The sequence below is a fragment of the Exiguobacterium sp. UBA3491 genome (assembly GCF_002377745.1).
Lineage (GTDB): Bacteria > Bacillota > Bacilli > Exiguobacteriales > Exiguobacteriaceae > Exiguobacterium_A.
On the sequence record NZ_DFQK01000032.1, the window covers coordinates 308,859 to 330,747 of the forward strand.

The 21,889-nt window shown below is 48.1% G+C and carries 22 protein-coding genes; 4 read left to right on the forward strand and 18 right to left on the reverse strand.

Annotated features, from left to right (window positions below):
• The 3 genes from B4F99_RS14045 to recU all read right to left on the reverse strand — a co-directional run.
• Positions 1–1,609: DEAD/DEAH box helicase (locus B4F99_RS14045; protein WP_290759094.1), on the reverse strand; the 1,609-nt coding region annotated here is incomplete at its 3' end.
• Between the two features lie 97 nt (positions 1,610–1,706).
• A complete protein-coding gene (locus B4F99_RS14050; RefSeq protein ID WP_290759097.1) occupies positions 1,707–4,358 on the reverse strand; it encodes a PBP1A family penicillin-binding protein in 2,652 nt (883 codons plus the stop codon).
• Positions 4,359–4,378: 20 nt separating this feature from the next.
• Complete coding sequence (gene recU, locus B4F99_RS14055) at positions 4,379–5,005, reverse strand: Holliday junction resolvase RecU (RefSeq protein WP_035409519.1); 627 nt, start codon at positions 5,003–5,005, stop codon at positions 4,379–4,381.
• Between the two features lie 74 nt (positions 5,006–5,079).
• On the opposite strand from recU, the gene B4F99_RS14060 reads away from it, so the two are divergent.
• Positions 5,080–5,382: a DUF1798 family protein gene (locus tag B4F99_RS14060; protein ID WP_023468613.1), complete on the forward strand. Its 303-nt coding sequence runs from the start codon at positions 5,080–5,082 to the stop codon at positions 5,380–5,382.
• Positions 5,383–5,554: 172 nt separating this feature from the next.
• Positions 5,555–6,469, forward strand: coding sequence for a DUF3800 domain-containing protein (locus B4F99_RS14065; RefSeq protein ID WP_023468614.1), 915 nt, complete (start codon positions 5,555–5,557; stop codon positions 6,467–6,469).
• Between the two features lie 38 nt (positions 6,470–6,507).
• Here the strand turns inward: B4F99_RS14065 and nth are convergent, their stop codons facing one another.
• The 10 genes from nth to panB all read right to left on the reverse strand — a co-directional run bounded on the left by nth (position 6,508) and on the right by panB (position 16,008).
• On the reverse strand, positions 6,508–7,164 hold the full coding sequence (gene nth / locus B4F99_RS14070; protein ID WP_214854393.1) for an endonuclease III: 657 nt from the start codon (positions 7,162–7,164) through the stop codon (positions 6,508–6,510).
• Between the two features lie 4 nt (positions 7,165–7,168).
• A complete protein-coding gene (locus tag B4F99_RS14075; protein ID WP_023468616.1) occupies positions 7,169–7,747 on the reverse strand; it encodes a DnaD domain-containing protein in 579 nt (192 codons plus the stop codon).
• Between the two features lie 77 nt (positions 7,748–7,824).
• A complete protein-coding gene (gene asnS / locus B4F99_RS14080; protein WP_396209331.1) occupies positions 7,825–9,114 on the reverse strand; it encodes an asparagine--tRNA ligase in 1,290 nt (429 codons plus the stop codon).
• Positions 9,115–9,143: 29 nt separating this feature from the next.
• Positions 9,144–10,325 carry a pyridoxal phosphate-dependent aminotransferase gene (locus B4F99_RS14085; protein ID WP_214854399.1) on the reverse strand — a complete coding sequence of 394 codons (1,182 nt, stop codon included), beginning with the start codon at positions 10,323–10,325 and terminating at the stop codon, positions 9,144–9,146.
• Positions 10,326–10,339: 14 nt separating this feature from the next.
• Positions 10,340–10,807 (reverse strand): hypothetical protein, encoded by a 468-nt coding sequence (locus B4F99_RS14090; protein WP_290759105.1) that lies wholly within the window; start codon positions 10,805–10,807, stop codon positions 10,340–10,342.
• Entirely contained in the window at positions 10,804–10,974 is a 171-nt protein-coding gene (locus tag B4F99_RS14095) for a YpmA family protein (RefSeq protein WP_012370646.1), read from the reverse strand. Before B4F99_RS14095 ends, B4F99_RS14090 begins: the two co-directional genes overlap by 4 nt.
• Positions 10,975–11,036: 62 nt before the next feature.
• Positions 11,037–13,850, reverse strand: coding sequence for an ATP-dependent DNA helicase DinG (dinG, locus tag B4F99_RS14100; protein WP_290759108.1), 2,814 nt, complete (start codon positions 13,848–13,850; stop codon positions 11,037–11,039).
• Between the two features lie 105 nt (positions 13,851–13,955).
• Positions 13,956–14,339, reverse strand: coding sequence for an aspartate 1-decarboxylase (gene panD, locus B4F99_RS14105; protein WP_029341994.1), 384 nt, complete (start codon positions 14,337–14,339; stop codon positions 13,956–13,958).
• Positions 14,340–14,341: 2 nt separating this feature from the next.
• The gene (gene panC, locus B4F99_RS14110; protein WP_214854408.1) at positions 14,342–15,172 is read right to left on the reverse strand and encodes a pantoate--beta-alanine ligase; all 831 of its coding nucleotides are present in this window, start codon (positions 15,170–15,172) and stop codon (positions 14,342–14,344) included.
• Positions 15,169–16,008 carry a 3-methyl-2-oxobutanoate hydroxymethyltransferase gene (gene panB / locus B4F99_RS14115; protein ID WP_290759112.1) on the reverse strand — a complete coding sequence of 280 codons (840 nt, stop codon included), beginning with the start codon at positions 16,006–16,008 and terminating at the stop codon, positions 15,169–15,171. Before panB ends, panC begins: the two co-directional genes overlap by 4 nt.
• 88 nt (positions 16,009–16,096) lie before the next feature.
• Here panB and B4F99_RS14120 point away from each other — a divergent pair, with 88 nt between their 5' ends.
• A complete protein-coding gene (locus tag B4F99_RS14120; protein ID WP_256429275.1) occupies positions 16,097–16,219 on the forward strand; it encodes a hypothetical protein in 123 nt (40 codons plus the stop codon).
• A 37-nt stretch (positions 16,220–16,256) separates the two neighbouring features.
• Here the strand turns inward: B4F99_RS14120 and B4F99_RS14125 are convergent, their stop codons facing one another.
• From B4F99_RS14125 to bshA, 3 genes are read right to left on the reverse strand one after another with little or no spacing between them, the layout of a single operon-like run.
• Positions 16,257–17,228 carry a biotin--[acetyl-CoA-carboxylase] ligase gene (locus B4F99_RS14125; RefSeq protein ID WP_214854414.1) on the reverse strand — a complete coding sequence of 324 codons (972 nt, stop codon included), beginning with the start codon at positions 17,226–17,228 and terminating at the stop codon, positions 16,257–16,259.
• On the reverse strand, positions 17,198–18,331 hold the full coding sequence (locus B4F99_RS14130) for a CCA tRNA nucleotidyltransferase (RefSeq protein ID WP_290759122.1): 1,134 nt from the start codon (positions 18,329–18,331) through the stop codon (positions 17,198–17,200). The genes B4F99_RS14125 and B4F99_RS14130 overlap by 31 nt, the downstream gene beginning before the upstream one ends.
• Complete coding sequence (gene bshA / locus B4F99_RS14135; RefSeq protein WP_214854417.1) at positions 18,318–19,460, reverse strand: N-acetyl-alpha-D-glucosaminyl L-malate synthase BshA; 1,143 nt, start codon at positions 19,458–19,460, stop codon at positions 18,318–18,320. Before bshA ends, B4F99_RS14130 begins: the two co-directional genes overlap by 14 nt.
• A 170-nt stretch (positions 19,461–19,630) precedes the next feature.
• On the opposite strand from bshA, the gene B4F99_RS14140 reads away from it, so the two are divergent.
• A complete protein-coding gene (locus B4F99_RS14140) occupies positions 19,631–20,518 on the forward strand; it encodes a YitT family protein (RefSeq protein ID WP_290759125.1) in 888 nt (295 codons plus the stop codon).
• A gap of 43 nt (positions 20,519–20,561) precedes the next feature.
• On the opposite strand, the gene B4F99_RS14145 is transcribed toward B4F99_RS14140, so the two are convergent.
• Together B4F99_RS14145 and B4F99_RS14150 are read right to left on the reverse strand one after the other, a co-directional pair.
• Positions 20,562–21,242 (reverse strand): zinc metallopeptidase, encoded by a 681-nt coding sequence (locus tag B4F99_RS14145; protein ID WP_214854420.1) that lies wholly within the window; start codon positions 21,240–21,242, stop codon positions 20,562–20,564.
• A 44-nt stretch (positions 21,243–21,286) separates the two neighbouring features.
• Positions 21,287–21,889, reverse strand: a complete 603-nt coding sequence (locus B4F99_RS14150) for a DUF1405 domain-containing protein (RefSeq protein WP_290759130.1) — start codon at positions 21,887–21,889, stop codon at positions 21,287–21,289.

Here is a 21,889-nt window from a genome sequence, read left to right on the forward strand (position 1 = left end):
CATGCAAATAAATGGCTTCGTCATGTAACAACGTCATTGCACTAAAGGTATCCATCTCGCCGATGACTCGATTCGGTACCTCGGTCTGATCGACAATGATGACATTCTCTTGATCACTCGACCGTAGCGATATCCCGTGTGCTGGAAACGCGTCATTCATCCAATAAAAACGATCGCCTCGCTCATGCAGGACACGCTCTTCGACTAAGTACTCGAGGATGTCTTCCGTATCAAGCGTTCCAAATGATTCGCCTTTCGTAAAAGGCAGTTCAAACGCCGCACATTTGACGTGATCGACGGCAATGATCAAATTATCTGGATCAAGTCGCGCTGCTTCCGGGGATTGATTCAAGAATAACTCTGGTCGTTCCGCAACATATTGATCGAGCATACCAGATGAGGCGACAAGAATGATTAGTGCATCATCTTGCCGACGCCCCGCTCGTCCTGCTTGTTGCCAAAGTGAAGCAATCGTACCTGGATAGCCGTTCATGATACACACTTGCAGTTGACCGATGTCGACACCGAGTTCAAGAGCATTTGTCGAGACGATACCTGTGATTTCTCCTTGGCGTAACCGTCGTTCGATATCGCGACGTTCACTTGGTAAATAACCACCCCGATACCCTTCGATGGATCGAGGACCAAGCTCGTGCGGATAGATACTTCTCAGATACGTCAGTAAGACTTCGACGCGGACGCGAGACCGTGCAAAGACGATTGTCTGAAATTTGTTCTTGATGAAGCGCATCGCTAATTGTTTTGTCTCAAGTGTCGCCGAGCGTCGAATACCGAGTTGTGCGTTGACGATCGGTGGTTGATAGACGAGAAAATGTTTACGTCCTGTCGGCGCACCATTCTCATCAATTAGTCCGACTGTTTTCTCCGTTAATCGTTCGGCTAGTTCCTTTGGATTTGCAATCGTTGCACTTGTCATGATGAAGACGGGATTACTGCCATAATACCGACAAATCCGTCGTAAGCGACGAATGACATTCGCGACATGACTGCCAAAGACACCGCGATACGTATGAAGCTCATCGATAACGATATATTTTAAGTTCTCAAATAGTTCGATCCATTTTGTATGATGTGGTAAGATTCCGGAATGTAGCATATCTGGATTCGTAATGACGATGTTCCCGGCTTTTCGTACTTTTGTTCGAATCGTCGGTGACGTATCTCCGTCATATGTGAAACAACGGATTGGAGCCTCTAATTGATCGATCAGTTCGAGTAACTCACTATTTTGATCTTGTGCCAGCGCTTTTGTCGGGTACAGATACAACGCTCGTGCGTTTGGATGTTCGAGCAAGTGTGATAAGACCGGTAAATTAAAACAATAAGTCTTTCCCGAGGCGGTTGGTGTGACGATGACCGTCGACTCGCCTGCTTGTACGCGTTCATACGCCAATCCTTGGTGACGGTATAACTGAGTGATGCCACGTGTCCGGAGAGCTTGGCGCAAGCGTTCCGGTAACTGTTCTGGAAAATCGACATAGCGTCCGGCTGTCGCTTCCATCGTTTTCATATACGTAATCCGCTCCATGAATGAACGGTCCTGTTTCAATTCTTCAAGAAATGCAACGAGCGTTTGTTTCGCTTGCATGCCTTCACTTCCTTCCACTTTTCATTATACAAAAAAAGAAGCAAGACCAAAGAACGATCTACTCGTCTTTGGTCTTGTCTTTCTTTACAAGTCGTGCTTATGGTGTTGTAGAATTCGTAGCGTCGTTTCCACGACCATTATTTCCATTATCATTCGAGTTGTTTCGTTCCGTTGAACCGTTCGAATTGTTTTGTGCATTCGCACCATCATTTGAATTCGGTGTATCTGTTGACGGTTCATCCGTCGTTGGTTCGTCTGTCGTTGGCTCGTCCGTTGACGGTTCGTCCGTTGACGGTTCATCCGTCGTTGGCTCGTCCGTTGTTGTCTCGTCCGTCGTTGGCTCGTCCGTTGACGGTTCATCCGTCGTTGGCTCGTCCGTTGACGGTTCATCCGTCGTTGGTTCATCCGTCGTTGGCTCGTCCGTTGACGGTTTTTCTTCTTCAGGATCGGTGACCGTTACCGTCGTCGAGACTGGTCCCGATTTTTCTCCTGACGCTTTCGCTACGACTTGGAATATCGAGCGACCTGGCTTTAACCCACTGATACTGATTCGATTCGTCGTACTCGTTCCGACTGTCGATGATTTACCATCAGCATCTGTCATCTTCACTTCAAACGATACATTATCATACCCATTGGCACGAAGCGCAGCGTCATTGTAGTTCCAAGTCAGTTCACCGCTCTTTTCGTCTTCATCGTAAGATGCTTGTAATCCAGTCGGAGCGGGTACCGTCTTTTTTTCAACGACAGGTTCCTTCGTCCCTTTCACGTATAATTCGTTTCCGATACTGAGGACAGAACTTGGTTGTTCAAATGGCGCTGGCGTTCGATCGCGTGTTTTTGTAATGAAATCTTTCCAGATTTGCTGTGCCATCGTACTGTTATATGGACCACTGAGTCCGGATCCATTGTTGTTTCCTGATTTCGTTGTTCCTGTCCAGACACTGATCGAGACATCAGATGTATATCCTGCAAACCAGACATCTTTATAAGCATTGGTTGTCCCTGTCTTACCGGCTGCATCAAACGACAACCCAGCACTTGGGAACGTACCACCTGGTTTCAAGACATCACGAAGCATATCCGTCAACATATAAGCTGTGTAGTCTTCCATCGCCTTTTTCGATTTGATTGGTGACTTGATTTTAGATCCGTCACTGTACTCAATCGATTTAATGACGTGTGGTTTGATGTAATCGCCCCCATTACCCAGTGTTGCATAAGCTCCTGCCATCTGAGTCGTATTAAAACCATGCTTCATCCCACCAATTGCATAAGCTGGTGAAATCGACTCATCGTCTTTCATTTTCAAGCCAGACTTTTCAGCGAATGCTTCGACTGCATCCCCACCAATTTCTTGGAACGTTTGAATGGCAGGTGTGTTAGCCGAGATTTTCAACCAATGACGAATCGTATTCGTACCACGATATCCATCATAATAGTTTCCAATCTCTTTTCCGTTGACTTCTGTCGGCTTATCCGTCAATTGTTTCGCAGTCGACCATTTGTCATTTTCGATGGCCGGACCGTATGCGAAGAATGGTTTTGCGGATGATCCCGGTTGATGGGGTTCATTTGCATAGTTTCGTCGCGCTGTTCCTTTACCTGGATTTTTACCATCGACGACTGCAAGAATTTCTCCGGTTTGCGTATTAATTGCCGTAGCAGCCGTTTCAGCATATTCCGGTAATTGAACGATTTGATCTTTTTTGATCGCTTCGTTCATATAGTCATGCATCGGCTTATCAATCGACGTATAGATCTTTAACCCTTGACCATAGATATCTTTTCCTTCTAGACCAAAATCATCTTCTAACTCTTTTGATACCATGTCGAAGATGACACTATCATATGATTCATCTTTCGTTGACTTCGGCGCCGGATTGATTAATTTCGAAATTGGTTGTTTGACCGCTTTATCTCGTTGCGCTTTTGTAATGACGCCTGTCGTTTGCATCGCATTGAGGACTTGTGTCTGACGCCATTTCGTTAGCTTCGGATCTCCTTTGATGGGATCATAAGCTGTCGGACGTTGCGGTAATCCCGCGAGCATTGCAGCTTCCGCATAATTCAACTTATCAACTGATTTATTGAAATAGGCTTTTGAAGCGGTCTGGATGCCAAATGAGTTTTGACCATAGTAGTTTTTATTCAAGTACATCTCTAAAATCTGATCTTTCGTATAATCCTGCTCTAAGCGGATCGCAAGCCATTGCTCTTGGACTTTCCGTGTGATTGTTTTATCAAAGCTGAGGAATGATTGTTTGACGACCTGTTGTGTGATCGTCGAAGCGCCTTCAGAACCAAATCCATCGGTGACGTTTGCGATGATGGCACCTCCGAGACGGCGGAAATCAATCCCGTTATGCTGATAAAAGCGACGGTCCTCGATCGAGATGAATGCGTCCTTGACGACTTCTGGTACTTCATCGATCGACACATATTCTCGGCTCGTTCCGCCTTTTGTGATTTCCTCTTTATTACTTGCATAAATCTTTAACGGTAAGGCATCACGAAGCTCTGCTTCATCAAGCTCAGGTGCCGTAGCAATCGCATAAGCCGCAAATCCGCCTCCGATCAACATCATCAAGATGAATAATCCGGTAGCAATCAACAATAACTTTTTCCAGAGTGGACCTTTCCCACCGGATCCTCCACCTGATTTTTTCTTTTGGGGACGTTTCGTCCGTTTCATCTTTTTCTCAGATGACTTCGTCTCTTCACGACGTGCGACACGACTTCTTTCCATATGCTATCCTTCTCCTTCAATCAAAAAGTGTCTGAATTGAAATATAGTTCGTCCACTGCCTTTAAATAATCGATAGCAGGGTACGCGCCAGTCTCGACTTTGATACCGTCTTGTTCGATGATCGTCAGCGGAATGGATTTCCGTCCGCTTTCGAGTTGATCCCACCAGGGGAACACGTGCTCGACTGAAAGCACATATTGCACATTATACAGACTGAATCGAATGATGACAAAACAAATTCCTCCATGTTCGACACATTGACGCATGTGTGCGATTTGATGGGGGTGAAAATTTTTTATCGGGAAGGACGTTTTATTTGTCGTCTCCTTCGCTTCGAAATCAATATATTTTCCGCGGTAGACACCATTATAATCGGTCGTCGATGGTTGCTTAAAATAAGCTTCTTTGACGACAGCTGCAGACCGCTTTGGATAATCCACTTGAACGATTTGTAACGGAGTGGGTTTCTTGTGAATGATTGCCCGATTATGAGTCAGATAAAACGTATTACTTTCATTCAATAATTTTTCGAGCGTCATCCCACGATTTGAAAAGGTTGAATCGGTTGATCGTGCCTTCTTGATTCGGGTTCCGTGCGACTCGAGTGGCTTTTGAAATTTTTTCCCATTCGGGTAGTTCAAAACGATTCCCCTCCTATCGTGTTTATTGTACCATGATATGTGATTGTACCGTATCGGCCGAGAGGAGTAGTTAAAAACCAATGACAATTGAACCGTTATTACAAGAGATTGAACGTATATATCAAGAAGGACGTGCCGGAACCGAATATGACTTCAATCGAGACGTCGTACCGTTCGTCGAACGAGCAGATCAACTGATTGCGCAGTGGCAAACGAATGCCCAAGATAGTCCTTACTTACGTCCGAGCATGGTCGAAAGTGCTGTGGATCAACTGAAGCAGATTTCTGTCCAAGCCTTTCAGCCGAAGACGAGTCTGAAACGTTTCAATGAAACGATTAAATCCGTCCGCTATATCGATCGATTGATGAATGGCGAAGAATAATAATTAAAAACAGGAGTTATCTTCCTTGAGTCGAACACCTAATCTATAAGGGAATGTTTCACCGGTTTCACTTGCCAGGCTATAGCTTTTCAGTCGCCTAGCGTGTAAAGTGGCATCAAGAGCATTTCTTTCTTAAGACTGTGTAATTATCGTGCAATTGGAGGAGATTCATTTGAACAAACGGGTACAATCGAACGTCAAAGGCGTTGATGTCAAAGGATTTCCTAAGAACTCAACCCCTGCCCCGAAGAAATACATCATGTTCGTTGACGAGACGGGAACACCTAAGGGGAATACACAATTCAATCTAACAGGTGTCTTGATGGAATATAAATATGCCATCGATTCGGATGAGACGGGCGAACCGAGTCCGCTTCGTCAACGTTTGATGGACTTCAAGGCAAAAGTCTTTGAGGATCCACATATTCCGCTTCATCTCAAAGAAATTTTAAAAGCCGAACATCCATATGGAAAAGAAGACGGGATCACGATCGATATGTTGCGTCACTTCTGGATTGCCTTACCGGAATTTTTAGTCGATATCGATTGTACGATCGTCAGTGTCGAAGTCGATAAACAGAAGCTGCAAGACTTCTTCTCGACACCGAAGGATCCGTATGTCGTTGCCTTCGCTCATCTAATGAAATCGTTCTATTCCTTCCTTGATGAGACAGAAGCGACGAGTGCACGTGTTGTGCTTGAAAGTCGTGATGATTATCAGAACTTGCTGATTCAAAAGGCATTCTTCGATATCTTCAATTCAGGAACGGTCCATCTCGACGTTGAAAAAAGCCGTCAAAAAATCAAGGGCTTCATCTTTGCTGAAAAAGACAGCGACCTCTACCAATCTGGTCTTGAGATTGCGGATTTGGTCTGCTTACCTTTGTCCCGCGTCCGTCGTGGTGTCATCGAGGTAAAACCACGGTTTGTCCATTATGGGGACGAAAACCGGATTTTTAAAGCCATCAAAGATAAAATTTACATTCGCCGCGATAGCCCGGACCAAGATTTCCGAAACTGGGGTTTCAAAAAAGTACCGATCACGAAAAAGCGTCGTGAATGGTCCGATACCCCTTGGAATGGTTGATGACTCAAAAAAAGTGGATCCGATAGGGATCCACTTTTTTATGGTGTCGCTAATCCTTTTGTCCGCTTTTTACCTTCTCGACACATGTCGAGTAACGGGCAAGCTTCACAGTTCGGACGTTGTGCCTTACAGTGATAACGTCCAAAGAAGATGAATTGATGATGGAGTTTTGACCAACGTTCTCGTTTGAAACGGCGCATGAGTGTCGCTTCAACCTGTGTGACATTATCCTTCCACCGACAGATTCCGAGACGTTTCGAGACGCGCTCGACATGTGTATCAACCGCAAATGCCGGGACATCGAAGGCGACAGACAAGACGACATTTGCCGTTTTACGCCCGACACCAGGTAATGCTTCAAGTTCGGCTCGTTCCGTCGGGACTTCACCGTCGTGTTGCGCAAGGAGTTGTGCTGCCAGTGCCTTGATGTTTTTGGCTTTATTCCGGTATAATCCAAGTCGTTTGATCTTGTCCTCGATTTCCTCGACCGGTGCCGCAGCAAGTGAAGCAGGATCCGGATAAGCAGCAAATAATCCAGGTGTCACCTGATTGACGAGTACGTCGGTCGCTTGCGCACTCAGTGCGACCGCAACGACCAGTTCAAACGGATTGCGGTGAATCAACTCGCAAAATGCATCCGGAAACATCTCTTCTAACGTCGCTTCAATCCGATCGATTTCTGCTTTCCGTAACATCTACTCAGCCTCCTCGCCCGGCAAGATCCTCAAGTGTCTTGATGCCTTCGCGTTCCCATGTTCGTAAAATTTGATTGATATAAGTCATCTTGCGAACGTTATGATAGACCGCTTCTCGAAGTGCAGCGAGCACGAGCTCTTCCGAAATATTTTCGATCGTCAACCACTGAATGATTTGCTCCATCTGAAATGGGGACATCATGCCCAGTTCCCGTTCGAACTGTTGGAAGACAGACGGGTTGATTGTATCAAAGTTTGGTGCTTCCTGTTCCGGTGGTGCCATCAGTTTTTCGTAAAGTGGCACAAGCGAATAACGTTCTGATCCGTTAACATTCTCCATCGCTAGTAATCCTTTTTGCAATAGACCGAGAGTCGTCTCGATCGTTTCCGTCTCTGATAATCCAAGTCGATTACTTAACTCTTCCGGAGACGGCATCTCCATGCCTTCCGCCCGACAGGCAAACAGTTGACCAATTAACGTGAACTCGACAAAACTGATACCTAATCGTTTCGCCTCTGTGAACAATCGTTTCGGTAAGACGACCGTCCCTTCCTCGAATAATTGCACTAAATTATGATTCATCGTAATTCCTCGATTCTCTAGTCTAAACAAGAAATCGACCCGTCGAGACGATGGGTCGATGTTTTTCCTTACTCTGCTTAAGGATAGAGACGATTCAGCAGACGTGGGAACGGAATCGTTTCCCGAACGTGCTCGACGCCTGTAATCCAAGCAACTGTCCGCTCTAAACCAAGACCGAAGCCACTGTGTGGAACAGAACCGTATTGACGTGTTTCAAGATACCATTTATAGGCACCCGTCTCATCAAGACCATGTTTCTTCATCTCCGCGAGAAGTTTGTCATGATCTTCTTCACGTTGTGAACCACCGACGATTTCCCCGTATCCTTCAGGGGCAATCAAATCATCACATAAAACGAAATCTGGGTTTTCCGGATCTTCTTTCATGTAGAACGGTTTGATCGCTTTTGGCCAGTGCGTGATGAAGACAGGGCGCGCAAAGCTGTTGGCGATCGCTGTCTCGTGTGGTGCACCAAAGTCATCGCCGAATTCGATATCGTCGAATCCTTGATCCTTGAGCATGTCGATTGCTTCTGTATACTTGACGCGTGGGAACGGTGCGTTAATGTTTTCAAGGACCGTCAAATCACGACCAAGCAATTCGAGTTCAGCACGGCAGTTTTTGAGTGCCGATTGCACGAGGTGCGAGACGTAGTTTTCTTGGACTTCGAGGTTCATCTCGTGATCGTGGAATGCCATCTCCGGCTCCATCATCCAGAATTCGATCAAGTGTCGACGTGTTTTTGATTTTTCAGCACGGAACGTCGGACCGAACGAGAAGACCTTTCCAAGTGCCATCGCTGCCGCTTCCATATAAAGCTGGCCAGATTGTGAAAGATAAGCATCTTCATCGAAATATTTCGTGTGGAACAATTCTGTCGTTCCTTCTGGCGCACTACCTGTTAAGATTGGCGGATCCACTTTGATGAATCCTTCTTGGTTGAAGAATTCGTACGTCGCACGAATCAATTCATTCCGAACGACCATGACCGCATGCTGACGCTTTGAACGTAACCAGAGGTGACGGTTATCCATCAAGAAATCCGTTCCGTGTGCTTTGGGTGTAATCGGATAATCGATCGCTTCATGGATGACTTCGATTTTTGAAATTTCCATTTCATGACCGATCGCTGTCCGACCGCCATCTGATTTGATGACACCTGTCACCCAAAGTGATGATTCCTGTGTTAAGCCTTTTGCTTGTTTAAATAAGTCTTCGCCGACCACTTCTTTGACGACGACACCCTGCATGAATCCCGAGCCATCCCGAAGTTGGAGGAAGGCGATTTTACCACTCGAGCGTTTGTTTGCTAACCAACACCCAATCGTCACTTCTTCTCCTACATATTTATTTACATCCCGAATCATTGTTTTCAACAGTCAACATCCTCTCTCTATTAAACGGCTGTATGGGCCGTGATGAATCCTTCAATCCGGTCGAGTGCCTCTAAGACACGTGCCGGGTCCGTCGCATAAGATAGGCGGACATAGTCCGGTGCACCAAATCCTGAACCTGGAATCAAGGCAACCTTCGCTTCAGATAAAACAGCTGTACACCAGTCATCGACATTATCGAATCCACACATCTCAGCAGCTTGCTTTGCATGTGGGAACAAGTAGAATGCCCCTTCCGGCTTCAGACACGTTAATCCTTCAATCTCGATGAGTCGTGCATAGATTTTTTCAAGTCGTTCTTCAAAGATGACACGCATCGCTTCGACCGGTGCATCACCTTCAGCATACGCAGCAACCGATGCCGCTTGCGCAATCGATGTCGGGTTCGACGTCGAATGGCTCGCTAAGTTCGTCATCGCAGAGATGATCTCCTTCGGTCCGATTGCATACCCGATCCGCCAGCCTGTCATCGCATGGGACTTCGAGACACCATTGATGATGACCGTCCGTTCGCGCATTTCTGGTAAGGACGCGATCGAAATATGTGTCGCACCGTTATAGAGCAACTTTTCATAAATCTCGTCACTGATGACGAGTAGATCGTGCTTGATTGCAACATCTGCTACCATCTCGAGCTCTTCTTTCGAATAGACCATTCCTGTCGGATTCGATGGTGAGTTCAAGACGAGTGCTTTCGTTTTTGGGGTAATATGTTGCTCGAGCAATTCCCGTGTCACTTTGAAGCGAGACGATTCGTCCGTCTCTAAAATGACCGGTACGCCGTCACTGAGTTTAATTTGCTCTGGATAACTGACCCAGTATGGTGCTGGGACGATGACTTCATCTCCTGGGTCGAGAATCGCTTGGAACAATGTCGAGAGTGCATGCTTTGCTCCTGAAGCGACCATGACTTCTGAGCGTTCGTATGGCATCCATAAGTCACGGCGTGTCTTTTCAATGATTGCATCCTTCAAGGCAACCGTTCCGCCAGACGGCGTATACTTCGTATCGCCCGCTTCTGCTGCCTCGAATGCTGCTTGAATGATGAATTCCGGTGTATTGAAGTCGGGCTCTCCCGCACCTAAACCGATGATGTCTTGACCTTCTTCACGTAGTGCCTTAGCTTTCGCAGTGATGGCTAGAGTCGTAGATGGTGTCAATTGTCGTACGCGTTTCGATAACATGTCGCCCACTCCCTTTACTTGATTCGTAATCGTTTGATGAAAGAACCTTCTTGGTACGTATAATACGAATAATCATAGCCTGTCTTCGTCTTTGAAACGATCTCGATGACAGCCCGGTCCTCAAAACCGTACTTAGCAGACACGATATCTCCGAGTTCCGGATGATCCGCGATAACGGTCTTGATGGCAAAACCATCGGCAACCGGTCGTGTCTCAATAGCTCCTTTTTTCGGAACGAACGCCCGTACCGCCTGTCCACTCTGCTTCATCGTAAAAACGACATATTGGCGTTTCCCGTTAAAGATAGATTCGAACCGGACGTCCGTTGGCTTGAGTTCTTTTTTCAGACGTGCCTCTGCTTGCTCGGCGACGCTCTGTTCCCGGTCTTTTGCCTCAGCGATCGTCACCTGATAAACGGCTGTTCCAAGAACAGCCAAGATGATGAGTGCGCTCAGCAGACCAAGCGTGACTTTCCACTTCATGTGCGGTAGATGGTGAAGACCATCTGCTCCTTATCTTTTTCATCGAGAGCAAGACCGAACATTAAATCTTCCGTTTTCAGCGTCCGGTTCAATAAGTCGACGATTTTATACGTATCGTCATGGCGATTCACTTTGACGGTCGCAAGTGTTTCAATTTTTGAATCCATCTGTATGTCCTCCCTCATTTTTCTCTATCTATTATAATGCGATAGGGTTTATCTGAATAGACTCAATCGCCATCATTCAAGAACAATTCTAGTTCTGCCGTCAGTTCGTCGAGTGGTTTTGATAAAACAGGCACTTTCGGCAGACTCGTGACAAATCGTTTTCCATAACGCGTCGTCTCGATCCGGCGATCGAGCACGAAGACGACACCACGATCGTTCGTCGTCCGGATCAAGCGACCAAACCCTTGTTTAAAGCGAATGATTGCTTGCGGTAGGCTGTATTCGAAAAATGATGATTTTCCGAGTTTTTCAATCCGTTCCGAGCGTGCTTGGACGATTGGTTGATCCGGTGGCGCGAATGGTAGGCGGACGATGACGAGACAACTGAGATCATCTCCCGGGATATCGACCCCTTCCCAAAAACTAGCCGTCCCGAACAAGATACAGGCATCGAGTTGCTTGAACTGTTTCATCAGTCGTTGCCGTGAACCTTGCGTGACCCCTTGCGAGAGTAATGTAAACCGGTCTGGCAGCAACGGCTTCGTCGCCTCATGCGTCAGTCGTAGCAAGTCGTTCGAGGTAAATAAGACAAGCATCCGTCCCTCCGTCACCTCTGCGATTTGTAAGATGGCTTCCGCAATCGTCTCCGCGAATTCCGGCAGTGGCACATCCTGTAGAAGCGGAAGGTCCGTCGGAATCATCAGTCGAACGTTTTCGGCATATCCGAACGGTGACGGAACGACGAAACGACGTGTCTCGAACGCATCGAGCCCTAAACGGTTCTCAATGAACTGGAACTTGTTCGAGACAGTCAACGTCGCCGACGTCAGGATACACGTCCGTTTCGAAAAGACCTCGCGACGCAGTCGCTCTGAAATGTCGATTGGTTGTGTGTAGACGCGTGTTAGCTTCCGGTTCTTAACGGACGTCTCGATCCAAGATACCGTGTCATCGTGCGGAGCAAGCATCGTCTCGAAGATCGCGAGCTCTGCTTCTTCGATTTGTGCCGTGATCGCTTTTAAATCCGCGACGAGCGAACGCTCCCGATAACTCATTTGCTCCCGATGTTCATGGAACAGTTTATGAATCGCACGAATTGCTTGACGCAAACGCCGCAACACCAACTCAACCCGCTTGGCACTTTCCTGGACGGCACGCATCGAACGATCGAGTCGCTTAAAGCGAATGCTGACCATTCCTTCCCGTCGTGCTTTGCGGGAAGCCAGTTCGAGCCCATATGCTTGAACGATCATCAGTAGGCCGTCTGCTTCTTCGAGCAAAGTCGTCAGTGCTTCATCGACCGTCTCACTATGGGCTTCAACCATCTCGGCGATATCCCATTCTTCCGACAGATCAAGCAAACGGTGCAATAATTTTTTGTCAGATGAATACCCGAGTTGGCGGAACAGACGATCAAACGTATGACCATCAAAAACGAGACCAAAATGATGGCTCGCGACTTCTTCGATTTGGTGTGCCTCGTCGAGAATCAACGGGCTTCCTTTCGGTAAGACCCCTGCTTCGAACTGCAGATCACTAAACAACAACGCATGGTTCGTGACGATAATCGTCGCATCTTTCGCTTGGCGAATTGCATGCTGGAAGAAGTCCCGACTGTACCAGGGATCAAACCGTCCAAGCTGCGATTGACTATCGGATTGAATCAATTGCTTGATTCCGATATTGCCTTGCGCTGCACCACCCGGTAAGCTGACTTCCTCTAAATCTCCTGTTTCCGTCTCCGTCAACCAGACGAGAAGAATCGCTTTTGCGAGCGTGAAGTTATAGACATCCTCTTGATCATTCAAGAAAAACTCGAATTTCCGTAAATCGATATAGTTACTTCGTCCTTTAAGCAATGCAATCTGGACCGGCGTATCGAACAATTGACGCAGTAGCGGTAAATCACGCGCGAACAGTTGCTCCTGTAATTGAATCGTGTGTGTACTGACGACAATTGGCACTTCATGTTCGAGCGCGTAGTGCGCTGCCGGGACTAAGTAACCGAGCGATTTCCCGGTTCCCGTTCCCGCTTCGACAAGTAACGGCGTTTCTTGATCGAGCGATTGATAGACATGACGCATCATCTCGAGCTGCCCACGTCGCTCTTCATATCCTTCGAATAGACGAGGGAACGTCACGGCATTCAATTCATCAACGAATGGTCCGAACGGTTCAAGAACGGGTGGATGTGCCAACCGCTCCATCGTCTGGCGCTTTTTCAAAGCGATTTTACGGAAACGATCAAACTGTGAATCCTCCTCGATGCCGACTAAACGAATCGCATGGTCGATTTCCTCTTCGATGGCACTGAACAGGCGTGGTGATAAACGTCTTAAGTGCTTCAATGTCTCAAGCGGCAACGTATGTAGTCGTTTGAGTAGTTCAAGCAACAATTCAGCCGTCGCCGAAGCGTCACTCCCTGCCCGGTGCGCCTCTTGATGGGCAAGTTGTAATGACTCTGACAGATGTGACAGCGCGTGGCTTTCTGCTGTCGGAAGTAAGATTCGTGCGAGTTCGACCGTATCGATGACAGGACCTGTGTACGGCAAGTATCCTTCCTCTTCTAACGCATCGTTTAAGAAGTTTAAATCGAACTGCACATTATGTGCGACGAAGACACCACCATCGAGCAATGATAAGACACGTGGTGCAATGACATCGAATGTCTCGGCCTCTTTGACATCCTCATCCGTGATGCCCGTCAACTGGGAAATGAACGGAGGAATCGGTTGGGTCGGACGCACGAAGGCAGACAATTGTTCTGTCAACTGACCATCTTCAATGACCGCCATGCCGATCTCAATCATTTCATCGCCAGCCTTTATGGAATGACCTGTCGTTTCCAGGTCGACTACGACGTACTTTTTCTTCAACACTGATCCTCCACCTTTTATCCATCCTCTCCATGACCGGATGGCATTTCATTCTTCATCTTAACAAAAAAAGAGACCCGCTGACATGATCGGGTCTCTAAAATTTCATAAGATCGTGTGGGCGATTTCTTGAGACAACATTTGTTTGATGTCGTTCTGTTCATTTAGAACAGCCACTTTTGGAACATGTGTCGCGATTTCTTCCGTGGATAGTTGCGCGTACGCCATGATGATGACCTCATCTCCGACTTGGAAATGGCGAGCTGCCGCACCGTTCAAACAGATGACACCTGAACCACGAGCACCTTTAATCGCATACGTTTCAATCCGTGCACCGTTCTGATTGTTCGTCACTTGGACTTTTTCATTTTCAAGAATCCCGACAGCATCGAGTAAATCTTCATCGATCGTAATCGAACCAACATAGTGTAAGTTTGCCTCGGTGACCCGGGCCTTGTGTAGTTTAGCGTGCATGAATGTGCGTAACATCGTCATGCTCCTCTCGTATATAGTAAATTATCGATCAAGCGTGCCGATGCAAACTGCACGGCGACAGCTAAGAGAATCGTCGTCGTTTGTTCCGTAACGGGTCTTAGTGAGGGATAGTCGACGGCTTCGACGTAATCGATCGTCGTCCCTTCGAATTGAAGTGCTTCGCGCGTCCGATCGAGAACCGTTTCAACAGGCACCCCTTGATCGAGTGCTTGTTTCGCTTGTTGCAACGCCTGCTGGATGCCCGGTGCTTGCGTCCGCTCTGTTTCCGATAGATAGACATTGCGTGATGATTTCGCTAGACCATCCGCTTCGCGAATGATCGGACAACGGACGATCTCAACCGGAACAAAATAATCAGCGACATACGCTTCAATCAATGCGAGCTGTTGTGCATCCTTTAAACCGAAATATGCACGGGTTGGACGGACGACGTTCAATAGTTTGCTGACGACCGTCAACACACCATCAAAATGTCCTGGTCGTGATGCGCCGCATAAGACATCATCACCGGAGCGGACCGTAACACGGGCCATATCCAGCGGATACATCGTCTCGTTCGTCGGATAGAACAGATAATCGACCCCTTCTGCCTCCGCGATCTTCTGATCGCGTTCCGCGTCTCGTGGATAACGATCCAAATCTTCGTTTGGTCCGAATTGTGTCGGGTTGACGAAAATACTCAAGACGACGACATCGTTCTCTTGTCGTGCTTGTTTGAGCAAAGAGGCATGCCCTTCATGCAAGAATCCCATCGTCGGTACAAAACCGATTGAACCGGCTCCCGCTAAACGTTCGCGTAACGTCTGGACGTCCTGGATGATTTTCATTCTTTGGTCCCTCCATAAAGCGCACCAATCAGTTCTTCGTCCATCTGGAATGAGTGTGCTAGTTCAGGGAAAGCACCGGCTTTGACGTCTTTGACGTAAGCAGCGATTGCTTCCGTTCCTGAAGTATTCCAGTCCGTGTACGCTTTAACGAACTTCGGTAAACGACCGACACCATACGTCAAGATGTCATGATAAACAAGTACTTGACCGGCGACGTCTGCGCCAGCACCGATGCCGATGACCGGAATCGAGAGGAGCTCTTGAATGCGTTTCGCGAGCGGATGCGGTACACATTCGAGGACGAGCATCTTCGCTCCGGCACGCTCTGCTTCCAAACTGTCTGCAATCAGTTGTTCGGCTGCTTCTAGTGATTTCCCCTGGACTTTAAATCCTTCAAGGACACCGACGGATTGTGGTGTTAATCCGAGATGCGCGACACAAGGCATCCCAGCGTCCGTCAAACGACGAATCGTTTTTAAAATCTCCCCTGCCCCTTCCAGTTTCAAGGCATCTGCCTGCGATTCTTGGAAGATACGCGCTGCTGATTCAAGCGTGCGATCAAATGAACCGTGATAGCTTGCGAACGGCATATCGACGATCATGAACGTCTGTGGTGCGCCGCGGCGTACCGCGCGCGCATGATGAATCATGTCGTCGACCGTGACAGCAATCGTTGAGTCATAGCCGAGGATGACGTTCCCGAGGGAATCGCCGACGAGCAACATATCAACTCCTGCTGCCTCTGATAGTTTTGCTGAAGGATAATCATACGCCGTCAACATGACGAGCTTCTCTCCAGCTTGTTGTTTTTTGAGTAATGGACTCATTGTGTGCATCGTGTTCTCTCCTTACGTGTGTAGGGAGGACAAAAGGAAAACGCCTTCTTCTCCAAAATAAATGCATGCGGAAAAGAAGGCGGAATAATTGAATATCGTCCTTCTGTCCCTGTCCGTTAAGATCAAGGCAGTTGAAACAGCTAAAACTGGCACCTGTCAATTCGGTATGGTTCCGGCAAGCGGATACCATCCGTGGCTTTATTATACATGACGGGAAAAGCTCTCTGCAAACCGTCTGAATCAAACCCTCATTCTTTTTCCCAGTAAATCAGCTCTGCCGAATGGAAACGGGTCTCCCCCGTTTCCGTCTCAATCCGAATCGTGCCCGTCTCGTCAATACCAAGCAATGTTCCGGAAGCGGTCATCTGACGTGTCCGTAACGTCACTCGTTCATGTAAGCGATCTGCGAGTGTTTCCCACTCGGAGACGAAAGATCCGAACCCTAGCTCGAGCCACTGTGTGTATAGTCGTTCAAATCGATTCAAAAAAGTCGCGACGACCTCCGCACGTCGGAAAGTTCTTCCTGATTCTCGGACGAGCGAGGTAGCACGATCTTTGATCCCTTCCGGAAACTGCTCGTGATGCACATTGATCCCGATGCCAATGATGACTGAACTGATTCGGTCCGCCTCGGTCTGCATTTCCGTCAAAATGCCTGCCACCTTACGACCGTTGATCAAGATATCGTTCGGCCATTTAATCGTAACCGGAACATTGAATGTTTGGAGAGACTGGGCAAGTGCAATACCTGCTACGAGCGTTAATTGACCTGCTTGGTGCATCGGTACATCCGGTCGGACGAGTAGACTCATTGCGATGCCTTCATTTTTCGCTTCATGCCACGTTCTCCCTAGCTGTCCGCGTCCATTCGTCTGGTGATCGCATACGACGAGTGTTCCTTCCTGCGCTTGCTGTTGCGCTTGCTCATGTGCAATCCGCTGCGTCGTGTCCAGTTCTTCGAAATGAAGGATGTGGCGACCAAGACGCGCTGTCGTTAACCATTGTTCAATGGCAATCGGCGTCAGCAAATCGCCTTCATCGACTAATTGATAGCCTAGTTTTTTATTCGAGATGATCTGGTATCCTTCTTCCTTTAAGGTTTGCATATGTTTCCAAATGGCGGTACGTGAAATATTTAACGTCTCTGCTAATTCCTGTCCGGAGTACCACGTCCGCTGACGAAGTGCGATCAAGATTTGTTCTCGGACTGAGTGCGCCATCGCTCTACCTCCTTCAGTAATGTCACGCGGTCGTTTGGGCAAGCACGCGTGACGACACTGTATTCCAAATGCAAAAGTGCTTCCTTGATCTGTTGTTTTTGAAGACCGAGGCCGATCATGTCTTTTCCGTCGACAGAGAGCTCTTTACGACTGCGAATCGGTAAGTCTGATCGCTCTGGATAATCCGTTCCGGTCATTTCCTGAAGGATCATCAGTTCCTCGTCCGACAACTGATAACGATCCCAGTCTTGTAACGGTCGGTGTAACAGAGGTGTTAAACGCACAGCGAGCTGCACTTGATGTTTCGATCGTTTCCAGCGCGTCAATTGATCTTTCGCAAGACCGGCATCGAGCACGAGTGTCCAGACGGCATCTTTTGAGACACCCTGAAACGACTGCTGCGCTAGTCCTTTGACGATTTCTGAAGTCATACCGGGGAGGTAGCGTTCGATTCCTGTCCGGAGCATCGCCTGTAACGCCTGCTGTTTTCCAGGACCAAGTAAGAGTTTCTCGAACTCGATTGCGATCCGCTCAATCGCAACGGCCTCTAGATGCGGAGCGAGTTTAACGATTGCTCGTTCAGTTGCCTTGTCAAGCGAGAAATCCAGTTGGCTCATGAAGCGGAACGCCCGCATCATCCGAAGCGCATCTTCATTAAAACGTTCAGCTGGTTCGCCGACCGTCCGGATAATTCGCTCTTCGATGTCGCGCGCTCCGCCGAACAAATCCACACGTCCGGATGGTCTGAGTGCCATCGCGTTGATCGTAAAATCACGCCGGGTCAAATCCTCTTCCAAACTAACGCCAAGCGTCACCGCATCCGGTCGCCTACGATCGCTATACGTTGCTTCCGAGCGGAACGTCGTGATTTCGTACGGTATGTGGTTGAGAACGACCGTCACGGTTCCATGCTCGAGCCCAGTCGGAATGACGACAGGGAATAAGTCGATGATCTGTTCCGGTAACATCGAACTCGCTAAATCATAGTCTCCTGGTGTCCGGTCGAGTAACATGTCGCGAACGGCACCACCAACGATATAAGCCTCACCACCCGCTTGTTCGATCGTCTGAATGATATGATGCGCCCCTTCAAGCAAGTTCATGACGCGCACACACCCGTTCATAGACTTGTTCATAACGACGGACGATCTCATTCGAATCAAAACGACGACGAGTATCGCGAATACCCTCTTCTGCCATCCGTTCTCGTAACAACGGATCATCCGCAAGTTCACCGATGCGCGCCGCAGCGACCTTAACGTCGTAAGTCGGAACGATATATCCGGTGACGCCGTCCTGTATGACTTCCGGTAAGCCACCTGCTGTCGAGACGACACTCGGGACCCCAATTGCCATCGCCTCAAGGACGACGAGCCCGAACGCTTCTTTTTCTGACAACAGGACATGAATATCACTAATGGCGAGCAATTGCGCGACGTGTTCCTGTTTACCGGCAAAGATCACTTTGTCGTAAATGCCGAGTTCCTTTGCGCGACGTCTCGTTTGTCCCATCTCTGGACCATCCCCGACGAGCAACAGACGCATCTTCCGGTCTTTCGCTGCAATGGCGAACGCCGCAAGCGTATCATCGATTCGTTTGACCGGTCGGAAGTTCGAGATATGAATGACGACGACTTCGTCCGCTTCGATGCCGTAATGCCGCTTCAAGCGTTCATCCCGCATCGGATAATAGACACTCTCGTCAATCGAGTTCGCAATGACATCGATGTCGTAGTGTGCATTGAGCGTCGCATTCGTCTCAAGTGCTAGACTCTCGGAGACGGCCGTGACCGCGTCTGATCGTTCGATGCCGTATCGAATAGCCGGTTGCATCTCTAAATCTTGCCCGATGACGGTGATGTCCGTTCCGTGTAACGTCGTCACGACGGCGACGCCTTTTTTCTTAGCCATGTTTCGTCCGAGATCTGCACAGACCGCGTGCGGAACGGCGTAATGGGCATGGATGACATCAAGATCGAATAAATCAATGATTTCTGCGACTTTTGATGCTAACGTAATGTCGTATGGTGGATATTTAAAAACGGAATACTGGTTGACTTCAACCAAGTGGACCGTGATGTTTGGTCGATATTCCGTCAGGCGAAACGGCATGCTCGACGTAATGAAGTGGACGTCATGTCCACGGTCCGCAAGTTTCATACCGAGCTCCGTCGCGACGACCCCACTCCCGCCGACGGATGGATAACAAAGAATCCCAATTGCTTTTTTCATGATAAAACCACACTCTCTTTATGTCTTCTATTCGTCTCTATTCTAAGCAATATCAATCGGAATGACCATACTGATCACTTTTCGAATGATTTTCATAGGAAAAGCTAGTCTTTTTCCGACCGTGCCGTTACCCTAGAGAAAGAGTCTTGATTTGAAAGGAGCATACGGAAATGGCACCTCCATTCCAATTCCCGATTCGGATCCAGAACATCCTCTGGATTTTAGTCGGATCGTTCATCTTTGCTTTTGGTATTTATCATTTTAACGTTCAAAATGAGTTAGCAGAAGGCGGTTTCACCGGAATCACGCTGATTCTAAAAGGTCTGTTCGGATTATCACCATCGATCACGAACTTAGTATTGAATGTCCCACTTTTTTTCGTCAGTTTTAAAATTCTTGGTCGGACGACCTTCGTCTACACGTTGATCGGTACATTCAGTTTTTCCTTCTGGTATGGATTGATTGCCAAATATTCACCACTCGTCATCGACCTGCGTGACGATATGGTGCTTGCTGCGCTCTTTGCCGGTGTATTCATCGGCGTTGGTCTTGGTATCATCTTCAACAATGGTGGTACGACTGGTGGTGTCGATATCATCGCGCGTTTGACGAAACGCTACTTCGGTTGGTCGATCGGTCGAACATTCTTGATCTTCGATTTCTTTGTCATCGTCGCATCCTTGACGTATCTCGACTACAAGCAAGCGATGTATACGTTACTTGCCGTCTACGTCGGTGCCCGCGTCATCGATTGGATGCAAGAGGGCACGTATGCCGGTAAAGCAGCGATGATCATCAGTGATCACCGGACGGAGATTGCCGACGGTATTCATGCGACGATGAATCGTGGCACGACCCGTCTAATCGCAAAAGGCGGTTACTCTGGACGGGATCTCGAAGTATTGTACGTCGTCGTCGCTCGCAATGAAATCAATCGCTTGAAGACGCTCGTTAAAAGTGTCGACCAGCACGCCTTCATCACGTTGCATGATGTCTATGAAGTAACGGGAGAAGGATTCACGTTCGACGAAAATCGAGTCCCAATCAAAGAAACGTAAAAAAAACACGGATCGCTCAAACGAGCAATCCGTGTTTTTCATTTTAGTCATCACTTGACGGGTTGAAGACGAGCAGTGCGAGACGAAGAAACTCGGCGACGGCGACAAGTGTTGCTGCGACGTACGTCCAAGCGGCTGCGTTCAAGACACGGCGTGAACCACGTTCTTCTTCCGCGTCGATGATTCCGTGATCTGTCAATTGCGCCATTGCTCGGTTCGAAGCATCGAACTCGACCGGTAACGTGACGAGTTGGAAGATGACCGCTCCAAGCATCAGGACGACACCTAGCATCGCAAGACCAGTGAACCCAGCGAATAGACCAATCAACAACAGAGGGAACGATAAGTTCGACGTGATTGAGGCGACAGGTGCAATGCGGTGCCGGACACGCATCATGTTATAATCCGTCGCATCTTGGATGACGTGACCAATTTCGTGTGCCGCAATCGAAACGGCTGAGACCGTCGAACCGTAATAGACGTCTTCTGAAAGCCGGACGACTTTATTTGTCGGATCATAATGATCGGACATCGTTCCACCAATCGGCTCGAGCCGGACGTTCGTAATCCCGTTCTGCTTCATGATGAAGTCAGCGACCTGTGCTCCTGTCACCCCACTCTGAATCGGAACATCTTGATATTTTTTATAGGTGCTCCGCACCCGCATCTGAGCCCAAATCGGGACGATCATGATGATCGCGAGATAAATCAAATAGTTTGCCACGAGACATCGTTCCTTTCTTTTTTGTTTATAGGTCCATTTTATGTTCAAGCGACCTTATTGTCAATTGAATCGCGTGCGACAAACAGATATCCCATCAAAAGACATAATCCAGTCAACCAGAAAGAACCGTATCCGATCCATTTGATGTGCTCTGCAAGCGCCGGGTACCGGGGCCATTGCCCAAGGACATAATCGACGACATCGTTATGAACGACCCAAATCGCAACGAGAACAAGTTCCTTGATGCGAAATGTCATCAAAGGACTGAATAACAACGCCTGAAACGCCATCGCTCCGTGCGACACCATCAGCATCAGTGCCATCGTTGTTAAGTAGGCGTTTGATGTGCCGAGTTCGTTCAACATCAAGGCATTCATGACGACCGCCCAGACACCATATTTGATCAATGTCACGAATGCGAACGCTTCAAACAAGCGGGAACGTCGTCCGAAAATCCATAGAAAAACGATGATCGTAAAGAACAGCGATGCGGTTGGGCTATCCGGAATGAACGGATAGAAGTACCACTTCGATGTCGCGAGTTGTGGTTCATACCAGTAGTAGCCGTATAGGGTGCCTGCTAAGTTGATCAATCCGACGATCCAAAGCACGGCTTTATGACGGAGTAAAGTAAATATTCCTTGCAA